Origin of the sequence: Deinococcus sp. (assembly GCF_025362455.1) — a bacterium.
Lineage (GTDB): Bacteria > Deinococcota > Deinococci > Deinococcales > Deinococcaceae > Deinococcus.
The window spans coordinates 18,811-29,697 of the sequence record NZ_JANYGJ010000007.1; the positions used below are offsets into that span (position 1 = coordinate 18,811).

Consider the following 10,887-nt stretch of genomic DNA (forward strand, 5'->3'; position numbering starts at 1 on the left):
CATGAAAAAGATTCTCATTCTGACCGCCTTCGCCCTCGCCGGGATTGCTGCGGCGCAGGACGCCGCCCCCGCCGACCCGGCCATGACCACCATGACCGCCGCCGAGCACTTTGCGCGCGCCAGTGAGCTGGCCGTGCAGGCCGACGTGGCCTACCCCGTCGCCTTTTATGACCGCACCCTCTGGAAAGCGGCGGTGGACCAGGCGTACACCGCCTCCACCCAGAACACCGACCGGGCTTACGGCGCCTACCTAGCCCAGCTCTACACCAAGACCCAGTGGTGGATCAACGCCTACAACGGCTGGAAGAACCTGGGCGAGCTGACCGACGCCGAGAAGCCGCTGGCCTCGCTGAGCGCCGCCAAGCTGGCCTACATCGCCCTGTCACGCGGCGACAAGGACAGCGCTGGCACCTACGTCAAAGAAGGCATGGCCTGGGGCGACTCCGCCAGCCTCCAGTCGATCATGAAGCGTTTGCAGTAAAGCTTCAGCGCCCCAGGCCGCTCCGGGTGACTGGGGCGGCTGTTTTGTGTTGGGGAAGGATTTGTGTTGGGGAAGGAGGAAAACGGCCTGTAGCATGTGGCTTGTGGCCTGTGGAAAGGGCGAAGATGGGGACAGGTCAGACGTTTTGGAAGCTGCCGGATACAACCCCACCCGCCGCGCAGGAGTCCCCCTCGAAGGGAGCCGAAAGATCGTTCCAGACGTGCTTTTAATCTTTTGCCTCCTTACAAGGGGAGGTGCCCCGGAGGGACCAGACTCAGCGTTCCCAGACCGCCGCGAAACCATCATCTCCCTACTTCCCCATCAGCGCCAGCTCGCAGGCGATCTCCGCCGCCACGCGGGCATTGTTCTTCACCAGCGCGATGTTGGCGACCAGGCTGCGGCCCCCGGTGATCTCCACGATGCGGCCCAGCAGGTACGGCGTGGTGTCCTTGCCAGTCACCTTCAGCGCGGCCATGTCGCTCAGCGCCTGCTCGATCACGGGGTCGATTTCGCGGCGGGCGATCTCGGCCTCCAGGGGAATGGGATTGGCGATCAGGGCGCCGCCGCCCGACTGACCCGGCAGCGTCAGGCTCCACTGGGCATGCAGGGCGCGGGCGACCTCCGGGGCGCCTGTGGCCATCAGCGGCGACAGAAAGCCCGATTCACGGCTGTAGAAGGCCGGGAACTCGCGCACGCCGTAACCGATCACCGGCACGCCCTGGGTTTCCAGATACTCCAGCGTCAGGCCGATGTCGAGGATGCTCTTGACCCCGGCGCTCACCACCGCCACCGGCGTGCGGGCCAGCTCCATGAGGTCGGCGCTGATATCAAAGCTCTGGGCCGCGCCCCGGTGAACGCCCCCGGTGCCGCCTGTGGCAAAGACCCGGATTCCGGCCAGCGCCGCGACGCGCATAGTCGTCGCTACGGTGGTGGCGCCGTGCCGGGCCTGAGCCACCGTACCCGGCAGGTCGCGCAGGCTGATTTTTTGCACGGACTTATCGGTGCCCATAATGTCGAGTTCGCCCTCGCTCAGCCCGGCTTTGAGGCGGCCCGCGATCACCGCGATGGTGGCGGGCACCGCTCCGGCTTCACGGATCAGGGCCTCGACTTCGCGGGCGGTCTGCACGTTCTGGGGGTAGGGCATGCCGTGGCTAATGATGGTGCTTTCCAGCGCCACCACCGGTTGAGCGTCGTGCAGGGCCTGGGCCACTTCGGGGGCGTAATCGAGGAGGGGATGGGGCATGGGGCTCAGGGTAGCGTCTGGGCGGAGCATGTTTGTTCTGGACGGGGGGTAGGCGGGTGGGTTGCGTTTTTAGGCTTCATCTCGTTGCCAATGCGTCGGCTCCCCCAGCGGGCAGCGAGCAGGCCCGATAGGCGAGCAGGCCCGATAGGTGCCGTTATGCTCAAGACAGTGCCGTTGTGCTCAAGACGGTGCCGTTGTGCTCAAGACAGTGCCGTTGTGCACAAGCAGTCAGGCCCTTCGTCGTGAACGGACTGTCGTCATGAGCGGACACCCATGAGGGTGCCACTCCTCCCCTTGAGGACGCCTGCCCGCCCCTCACCTCTCTTGATTAGGCGACGTGTCAATAGAACCTTGGAGGGGGTTGGTCGCTGCGCTAGGCATGGTACTTCCGCATCGTCCCAGACGCACTTTATCTCACCGCGTTCTCCACATCGTGGCCGGTTCCGTGGGGCGCCCGTGCTCCGCATCTGCACATAACTGACTTTGCTGGAAGGGAGTGGTTTACTTCAGCAGAAACGCGAAGCGGCGAAATAGGTTCTGAGGCGCCAACTTCCCTATTTTGTTCCGAGCATCTGCCCTGACTCACATCCCACACGCCGCTATTGGCTCTTGCTCCGTAAGCAGCGATTGACCCTCTGGCTATCCTGCGGCCAGCACCGCCCGACCACTTTCCCGCCTCAGCAGTTCCGTGCTCAGGTCCGCCCTCACCGCGCCGATGACTTCAGTGGTCAATGCGGCGCACAGATGCGCCTGGGCCAGTGCGCCCGGCCAGGGCAGACCGCCTTCGAGCGCGGCGATCAGTCCGGCCAGAAAGGCGTCCCCGGCGCCGGTCACGTCACGGACGCTGGCCCGGCGGGCGGGGGTCAGGAGCGGCTCGCCCTCCCCCACCAGCAGGCTGCCGCCGCGCCCCAGGGTGAGCAGCACCCACTGGGCGCTCAGGGTCCGCAGGAGCCGAGCGGCACCGATCAGAGCGTCAGGGTCGTCTGAGAGGGTAGGCTCTCCCACCAGGGCGGCGAGTTCGGCGCGGTCAGGCGTGAGTAGCCACAGCGGGCGCCGGGGCGAGAGCAGCGGGCGCAGCTCAAGCGCTTTGGGCGCACTGACCGGCTCCAGCACCACCCGCAGACCGCGTTGCCAGGCCGCCTCCAGCAAAAAGTCGACCAGGGCAGGCGACAGGTTGGCGTCCACGATCAGCAGCCGGGCGTCGCCGAGCAGCGGCAACCAGGGCGCGGCGTCGGCAGGCGTCAGGGCGGCGGTGAGGGCCATGCTGCTCAGGCCGCAGTGCAGTTCACCGCGCTCGTCGAGGACCGCCAGGTAACTGCCGGTGGGGCCGGGGCGCCGCAGCACGCCGGAGATGTCCACGCCGCTGTGGCCCGCCTTATCCAGCAGGCTCTGACCGAAGGGGTCGTCACCGACCACGCCCAGCAGCCGCACCGGGTAGCCGAGTTGCGCCAGGTTCTGCGCCAGGTTGCGGCCCACGCCGCCCGGCGCGAATTCGGTCTGGGCCGGGTTGCTGGTGCCGGGGCGCAGCGCGGCGAACGGGCGGCTGAGGATGTCGATGTTCAGACCGCCCGCCACCACCACCGGGCCTGAACTGGATACGAAGGTCACCACGGGTCATGGTAGGGCATTTGGCTGGTGGCACGTAGCTGGTGGCTGGTGGGAAAAGCTCAGGACGGTGCAGGTATGCCCCGCAGGGCCCGCTCGCTGCGAAATTGCAGGTCGTACAGGTCTTTGTAGAGCCCGCCCTCGGCGATCAGCTCGGTGTGGGTGCCGCGCTGGACGATCATTCCGGCGTCCATCACCACGATCAGGTCGGCGGCGCGGATGGTGCTCAGGCGGTGGGCGATGACGAAACTGGTGCGGCCCACCATCAGCGTCTCCAGCGCGGCCTGGACCAGCGCCTCGGATTCGTTGTCGAGCGCACTGGTGGCCTCGTCCAGAATCAGGATGCGCGGATTTTTGAGAATGGCGCGGGCGATGGCGATGCGCTGGCGCTGCCCACCCGACAGCTTGACGCCGCGCTCGCCCACCGCCGTATCAAAGCCCTGCGGCAACTTGAGAATAAACTCCTCGGCGTTGGCCGAACGCGCCGCCTCACGGACCTGCTGGGGCGTGGCGTCACGGCGGCCATACAGGATGTTTTCCGAGACGCTGCCGGAAAACAGCAGGGTCTCCTGCGGCACCAGCCCCACCTGCGAGCGCAACTCGGCCAGATCGAGACGGCGGAGGTCCACGCCGTCGACCTTCAGCGAGCCGCCCGACACGTCGTAAAAGCGCGGCAGCAGACTGACCAGCGTGGACTTGCCCGCGCCGCTGGGGCCGACCAGCGCCACCGTCTGACCCGGCGAGACGTCCAGGTTAAGGCTGCGCAGGGTGGGGCCACCGAGCTCCTCGCCGTAGCGAAACGAGACGTCATTAAAGCTGACCTGGCCGCTCAGGCGCCCCACGGCCAGGGGCTCGGCGGCGCCCGGCAGGTCCGAGTCGATATCCAGCAGCTCGAAGATGCGCGACGAGGCGCCCAGGGCTTCTTGCACCTGGCTGAAGATGCCCGCTAGGCCCCCGACGTTGAGCCCGACCTGAAGCGCGTAGAACAGGAAGCTGACCAGCTTGCCGGGCGTGATCTCGCCGGTCAGCACCTGGCGCCCGCCGTACCACAACACGCCCGCCAGGCTGCCGAAGGCCAGAAAGGTCATGATGCCGATCAGCAGCGAGGTCAGGCGGATGCGCGTCAGCGAGGCGCGGTAGGAGGCCTCCACCGCCACGGTGTAGCGCTCGGCTTCCAGGCTCTCGGCGGTAAAGCTCTGCACCACCCGCACGCCGCTGATGGCCTCCTCGGCGCTGGCGCTGGCCGCCGCCACCCGGTCTTGCACCTCGCGGGCGGCCTTGCGGATGCGAAACCCGATGATGAAGGCCGTGGCGATGATGATGGGAATGAGCGCCAGCGTGAACAGGCTCAGGCGAAAGCTGGTCAGGATCATCAGCGTGACGGCGCCGATCAGCGTCACGACCTGGCTGAGCAGTTGAGACAGGGCGCTGCTGACCACGCCCTGCACCGTGGACACGTCGCTGGTCAGGCGGCTGGTGAGCTCTCCAGTGCGCCGAGAGGCAAAAAAGCGCGGGCTGAGCGTCAGCAGATGCGTGAAGACCGCCCGGCGCAGATCGGCGATGACCCGCACGCCCACGCGGGCGATCAGGAAGCTTTGCAGCGCCGTGAGCATTGCCACCACCGCAAAAATAGCCAGCAGCAGCAGCACGATCTGGTCGAGCGGCCCGGTGCCGGACCCGGTTTTCAGGAACGAGGCGTCGATCAGGTTGCCGAACAGTTTGGGAAACACCAGGCTCAGCCCCGCCGAGAACAGCGTGGTCAGGATGCCCAGCGAGAGCCCCAGGGCGTAGGGCCGCACGTAGCGCAGCAGCCGCCACAGGTTGGCCGGGTCGCGCACGGGAGGACCGGTAGTGGACGAATCTGGGCGGGCCGAACCGGGGCGGGAGAACATGCGCTGAGCGTAGCACCGGGCGGGGCGGGGTACTGGGCAGGGCAGGGTACTGGGCAGGGCGGGGTACTGGGCAGGGCGGGGCACCACTCAACTAGAGCAGATGTCATAAAAAGACCCTTTTTATGACCGAGCGGAGCGAGTAGTTTTGACTGAGTAGGACGCAGAATGGAGGCACGGGGAGGCTGTTTTCCCCGTGGCGTAATTCGGAGTACTGCTCTGGTGTGCTCCTGAGAGTGATTGTTCACCGCTCACGCGCAGCCGGGCAGGCAAACACCGTAGGATGAGAGGCAGCTATGTTCCGTTTTCAGCAGTCGTCGCCACCCCGACCCGACGGTCTGGGCCTGGTGACGCTTCGCCGCCGTGGATTCAGCGTGCTGGCGCCGCTGACGGCTCTGGCGGCCATTACGGCGCTGATTCTGGAACGGCGCAGCATGGACCCGCTCGACCTGGTGGCGCTGCCCACGCTGGCCGCCCTGATGCTGATTATCGAGCTGGCGCTGCGGCTGGGCAGACTGCGGCTCGGCCAGGCGCTGGCCAGCGCTTACCTGATCTGCACGGCGTACATGCTGGCGCTGTTTTACCACCAGTTTTCATCGTTCGTGCCCCGCTACCAGATGCTCAGCGAGGGCGTGCTGTGGTTTCCAGCGCTGTACATGGTGGCCTTTTTGACCTGGCCGCTGCGGCGGGCCTCACAGATCGTGACCGCCCTGATCGGGCTGAACCTGGTCATCGCGGCGGCGCATCTGTGGCCGCTGTGGCAGCTCGGAATGCTCACAGACCGGTTGCTGGCCTCGGTCAGTCAGTTTTTCCTGTCGGGCATCCTGATCGCGCTGATCCAGTACGTCGGCGCCAGCGCCCGGCGGCAGTACGAGGAGATGCGGCGGCTGGCCTACGTCGATACGCTGACCGATCTGCCCAACCGCCGCGCCGCCCAGAACATGCTCGAGCGCCTGAGCGACGCCGGGCTGCCCTACGCCGTGGTGATGTATGACCTCGACCATTTCAAGATGGTCAACGAGAAACACGGCCACGGCGAGGGCGACCGGGTGCTGGCCCAGAGCGCTCAACTGACCGGCCAGCGCCTGGCCAAAACGCACCTGCTGGCCCGCTGGGGCGGCGAGGAATTTCTGATGATCTTGCCCGCGCTGAGCAGCCAGGAGGCCCGCGCCGTGGCCGAACGCGCCCGCCTGAGCCTGGCCGATCACCACTTCGGGCCGGTCGGTCAGGTGACGGCCACCTTCGGCGTCGCCGAGACCTCCGCGCATGACGACGCCGCGCCGCAGCAGAAGCTGGAAAGCGTGCTGCTGCGGGCCGACACCGCGCTGCGCAGCGCCAAACTGGGCGGGCGCAACCAGGTCCGGGTGGCGCTGGAGCCGGGGCCGCTGCCGGACTCACCCGCCGCCGAGCCGGAGCGCCCGCCCGCAGGCAAGGGTGTGGCGTCCACGCCGGAAAGGTCGGGGCAAGGCGGCTCGGTGCCAGACAGCTCAGTGCCAGACATCTCGGTGCCAGACGGCTCAGTACCAGACGGCTCGCTCTAAATCCAGCGTCCTGCAACTTCTGTTGCCCCGGCCCCCAGCTTGCACAGGGGCAACTGGGCCAGCTCCTCTCCACAACTGGCAGAACGCTGCGCTCAGGACGCCATCAGCGGGCAGGTTGTCATGAGCTTGCCGAAGTCTCCCGACCTCCCAGCGGACGCAGCGAGCATGACAGGGCCTCTCTCGGCCCACTGGCAAGCTCCCCGGCCACGGTAGACCCTTCAGTGCGTTCGGGGTAAAGGACTCAGCCCCTGCGGATGCCTCGCAGACCGGCTTGCAGAGGGGGTGACGGGGCGAACTCCGCCGCACAACGTTCAGAACGCTGCGCCCATCAGATTCGGCTCCGCTGCGCAGCCTGAATCAGCGTCTGGGCAGCGTGGTTCACCTCTTCTTGCGTCGTCGCCGCGCCGAAACTCAGGCGCACGGTGGCGCGGGCGTCGGGGTCGCTCAGGCCCAGGGCGCTCAGCACGTGGCTGGGCTGCATGGTGCCCGCCGCGCAGGCGCTGCCCAGCGAGGCGCAGATTCCGGCGAAATCCAGATTCATCAGCAGCGCCTCGCCGTCGGTGCCGGGCGCCGTGAACGAGACGATTTTGGGGCTGCCGGACGGCGTGTGGTTGGGCCGCAGCATCTGGGCATGCGGGGCCAGATGGGCGGTGAACTGGTCGCTGAGGGCGCGCAGGTGGGCGTAGGTGCGCGGCTGCCCGGACACGGCCTGCTGCAAGCTCAGACCCGCCGCGTAGACGCCCGGCGCGTTCTGGGTGCCGCTGCGCAGGCCCTTTTCCTGAGCGCCGCCGAGCAGCATCGGTGAGAGGTCCAGGCCGCGCCGCAGGTACAGAAAGCCCACGCCCAACGGCCCGCCCCACTTGTGGGCGCTGAAACTGGCGAAGTCCACCTTCCAGCCGCTCAGAGCCAGCGGCAGCACGCCCGGCGACTGCACCGCGTCGGTGTGAAACAAAGCGCCGCCCGCGTGCGCGACCCCGGCCAGCGCGGCGACGTTTTGCACGGCCCCGACCTCGTTGTTGGCGTGATGGATGCTGACCAGTCGGGTGCCCACGCGCATGGCCTGGCGCAGTTGTTCGGCTTCGATCACGCCGCCCGGCCCCGGCGTCAGGTAGCTCACGTCCACGCCGCGCCGCGCCAGCAGCCGGGCCGGAGCCAGCACCGCCGAATGCTCGATTGAGGAGGTAATCAAATGGCCCTGACCGTCCGCGAAGCAGGACAGCAGCACCTGATTGTCGGCCTCGGTGCCGCCGCCCGTGGCGATCAAGGTCAGCGGATGCACGCCCAGCGCCGCCGCCGCCGCCGCCCGGCCCTCTTCGAGCAGCTCACGGGCCGCCTGCCCCGCTGAGTGGACGCTGGCCGGATTACCCACCACCCCGGCGGCGCGAACATACGCCGAGAGCGCCAGCTCGGTCATCGGGTGGGTGGCGGCGTAGTCGAGGTAGATCACAGCAGTAAACTAGCGCGGCGCAGGCGGGCAAAATGGACTCAGGCTCTACCTTCGCAGGGGCCACTCCATTGCCAGCGTCCAGAGCGAGGCGCCGGGTGGACTGGACGCTGCACGAAGCTCCGCATCCAGCGCTGACACTTCCTGGTCCGTCGCCGCCGCCGTCCCCGTGACGACAACCTGATCTGGACGAAACCACCCACCGCGCTGTACTCCCAGCTTGTACCGAACGCCAGAAGTATCAGTCAGCGTCGCCTCCCCGCTCTCCACCTCCGGCACTTCGATATAACTGAGCGCCAGGCTGAGCGTTGCGAACACCAGCAAATCACCGTCGTACTGGACGATGTACAGCGCTTGTGCGCTCATGGCCCGAAAGTCGTGTACTCCTGCCCATTCAGGCGCACGATGAAACGGTAGCTGCCGCGCACGCTGATGTCGCTGCGCTGGGCGACGTTTCCGGCGAGCTGGGCGCTGTCGGTGGCGGGCAATACGGTGCGCTCGCCGTCGTCGTCGCGCACCACGATCTCCACGCTTCCGGCAGGCAGGTCCGCCGGGAAGGTGTAGCTCATCACCGCGACCTGGCCTGTAGGCAGCGGCGTGGGCGGAATTTCGGTGGAGGACGGCGTTGCCGGGGTGGTCGGGCTTACCGGTGCGGGGATGACCGGTTGGGAGGTGGCCGGTGTGGGGGCCGCTGGCGCCGGAATCGCGGGCTGCGCCGGGGTCACGGGCACCGCCGGAGCCGTGGAGGGCTGGTTGCCGGGGTCCGGCGCAAATTCCGGCTGGGCCGCCGGGTCGGTGGTGCCGTTGGGATCGAAGTTGGGCGTGGCGGGCGGCGTAACCGGCACCGGCACGGGCGGGACCGGCAGCGGCGGCACGCTGATGGCCGGTCCCTGATACCCGGCGATGGCCACCACCAGCGTGACCGGCGAGCCGATATCGACCCGCTTGTAGGCGGCGGGCGACTGCCGCAGCACCGTGCCCGGATCGGCCTCGCTGATTTCAGGCTTGGTCGCATTGACCACCAGCCCGGCGCGGCGAATCAGGTCGCGGGCCTCGTCGAACGTCAGCTTTGTCAGGTCCGGCAACCAGGTCTGGCGCACCGAAATGCCGTTACTGATCAGCAGCCGCACGCTCTGGCCGCGCCGGATGACGCTGCCCGGCGCCGGAATCTGCGCCACCACCCGGCCTTTGGGCGTGTTGCTCACGGCGCCGTCGACCTCCGAGACGCTGCCGAGCTTGAGCAGGTTTTCGGCCAGCGAGGCTTTGACCTGATCGAGGGTCTGTTCCTCGAAGCGGGGCACGGTCAGGGCCGGTGGGTTGTTGACCGTCAGGGTGACCAGTCTACCCAGGTGCAGCGTGCTGCCCGGCGCCGGGTCCTGGGCGATCACGGCGCCCAGCACGGCCCGGCGCTCATCGCCCTCGACGTACTGAACCCGGTAGCCGATGCCCGCGAGCTGGCCCGCCGCCTCCCTGGCCGCCTTGCCCATCACGGGCGGCACGTCGGCCAGCGCGGGGTTGAGGTAAATCTGCGCGGCGTCGGCGCCGAAATAGGCGGCGGCCACGGCGCAGGCCACCCCCGGCAGCCACGACCAGACGCTGCGCGGCCTGCGAAAGCGCCGCACCTTGCCCTCGCTCAGAGGCGCCAGCGCCGCCGCGTTCAGCGATTCGGCGTCCTGGGGGCTGCGCTGGGCCGGAGCCAGGTGCGCCACCCTGGGTTCGTCGCCGTGCATCACGACCTCGGCGTCCATCAGCGCGTAGCCCTGGGCAGCCAGGTTCGCCGCCAGCGCCCTCAGGTTGCTCAGCGCCACCTCGTTCTTGACACTTTGGGCCTGGAAGGCGGGCAGCGGCAGCCCGACCACCTCGCGCCAGACCGAGTAGTAGGCGCCGGGCCGGGCCACCACGTCGGCCAGGCCCGCCGGGGCGAGCGCTTTGAGCACGGCGCGGTAGCGGTGAAAGCTGTTGCGCTCGTCGGTGGTGCTGACCGCCACCCAGTCCAGGCGCAGCAGTTCGCCCGCCTCGGCCCCCGGCAGCGCGTCGGCCTGGACGCTGTACGTCGCCCCAGCGCCGCTCTGGGTCTTTTCTTCGAGCACCTCGTACTTGCCGTCAATCCGCGCCATTCGGGTGTGAGTATAGCGGAGGAGGGTGAGGGAGGCTTGTGGCTTGTGGCTTGCTAGAAGGGCGTGAGACGGATTCGCAGAACTGCGGTGCAGAGGGGCTGATGACTTGGCAACCCCGAACCGCCGCGAAGCACCGTCGAGACCTGACGTGTAGTTTAGAGCAGTACTCCGAATTACGCCACGGGGAAAACAGCCTCCCCGCGCCTCCATTCTGCGTCCTGCTCAGTCAAAACTACTCGCTCCGCTTGGTCATAAAAAGGGTCTTTTTATGACATCTGCTCTAGTTCAGACGACAAAGAGTTCAGACGACAAAAACCTGATGCCGACACCCTTTCCAGGCGTCGGCACCGAGGATGACGCGCTCAGCTTCAGGTGTTCGCGGCCCGGACGGGCGACAGGGAGTCCAGCTCGTCGTCGCGGTAGAGACGTGAGCGGATCAGAAAGCGCACACCTTCGGGGGCCTCGACGGAAAAGCCGCTGCCCCGGCCCGGCACCACGTCCACGGTGAGCTGGGTGTGCTTCCAGTACTCGAACTGACTCTTTGACATGTAAAACGGTGTGCTGGCG

The 10,887-nt window shown here is 67.5% G+C and carries 9 protein-coding genes; 2 read left to right on the top strand and 7 right to left on the bottom strand.

The annotated features are described in order from the left end of the window. Position 1 precedes the first annotated feature (1 nt). Positions 2 to 481: a hypothetical protein gene (locus Q0R23_RS00405; protein ID WP_293909103.1), complete on the top strand. Its 480-nt coding sequence runs from the start codon at positions 2 to 4 to the stop codon at positions 479 to 481. 310 nt (positions 482 to 791) lie between these two features. Here Q0R23_RS00405 and Q0R23_RS00410 read toward each other — a convergent pair whose 3' ends face one another. From Q0R23_RS00410 to Q0R23_RS00420, 3 genes are all read right to left on the bottom strand, one after another. After that, on the bottom strand, positions 792 to 1,724 hold the full coding sequence (locus Q0R23_RS00410) for a pseudouridine-5'-phosphate glycosidase (protein WP_293909105.1): 933 nt from the start codon (positions 1,722 to 1,724) through the stop codon (positions 792 to 794). A 639-nt stretch (positions 1,725 to 2,363) separates the two neighbouring features. Continuing rightward, positions 2,364 to 3,335, bottom strand: coding sequence for a carbohydrate kinase family protein (locus Q0R23_RS00415; protein WP_293909107.1), 972 nt, complete (start codon positions 3,333 to 3,335; stop codon positions 2,364 to 2,366). A 56-nt stretch (positions 3,336 to 3,391) separates the two neighbouring features. Then, a complete protein-coding gene (locus Q0R23_RS00420; protein ID WP_293909109.1) occupies positions 3,392 to 5,221 on the bottom strand; it encodes an ABC transporter transmembrane domain-containing protein in 1,830 nt (609 codons plus the stop codon). A 293-nt stretch (positions 5,222 to 5,514) separates the two neighbouring features. Between Q0R23_RS00420 and Q0R23_RS00425 the strand changes: the two genes are divergently transcribed. Continuing rightward, the gene (locus tag Q0R23_RS00425; RefSeq protein ID WP_293909111.1) at positions 5,515 to 6,759 is read left to right on the top strand and encodes a GGDEF domain-containing protein; all 1,245 of its coding nucleotides are present in this window, start codon (positions 5,515 to 5,517) and stop codon (positions 6,757 to 6,759) included. A gap of 328 nt (positions 6,760 to 7,087) precedes the next feature. Here Q0R23_RS00425 and Q0R23_RS00430 read toward each other — a convergent pair whose 3' ends face one another. The 4 genes from Q0R23_RS00430 to Q0R23_RS00445 form a co-directional block, all read right to left on the bottom strand. After that, positions 7,088 to 8,206, bottom strand: a complete 1,119-nt coding sequence (locus Q0R23_RS00430; protein ID WP_293909113.1) for a cysteine desulfurase family protein — start codon at positions 8,204 to 8,206, stop codon at positions 7,088 to 7,090. A 45-nt stretch (positions 8,207 to 8,251) separates the two neighbouring features. Next, on the bottom strand, positions 8,252 to 8,569 hold the full coding sequence (locus tag Q0R23_RS00435; protein WP_293909116.1) for a hypothetical protein: 318 nt from the start codon (positions 8,567 to 8,569) through the stop codon (positions 8,252 to 8,254). Continuing rightward, positions 8,566 to 10,320 carry a PASTA domain-containing protein gene (locus Q0R23_RS00440; protein WP_293909118.1) on the bottom strand — a complete coding sequence of 585 codons (1,755 nt, stop codon included), beginning with the start codon at positions 10,318 to 10,320 and terminating at the stop codon, positions 8,566 to 8,568. The genes Q0R23_RS00435 and Q0R23_RS00440 overlap by 4 nt, the downstream gene beginning before the upstream one ends. A 368-nt stretch (positions 10,321 to 10,688) precedes the next feature. Further along, a partial coding sequence (locus tag Q0R23_RS00445) for a DUF779 domain-containing protein (protein ID WP_293909121.1) occupies positions 10,689 to 10,887 on the bottom strand: 199 nt, incomplete at its 5' end.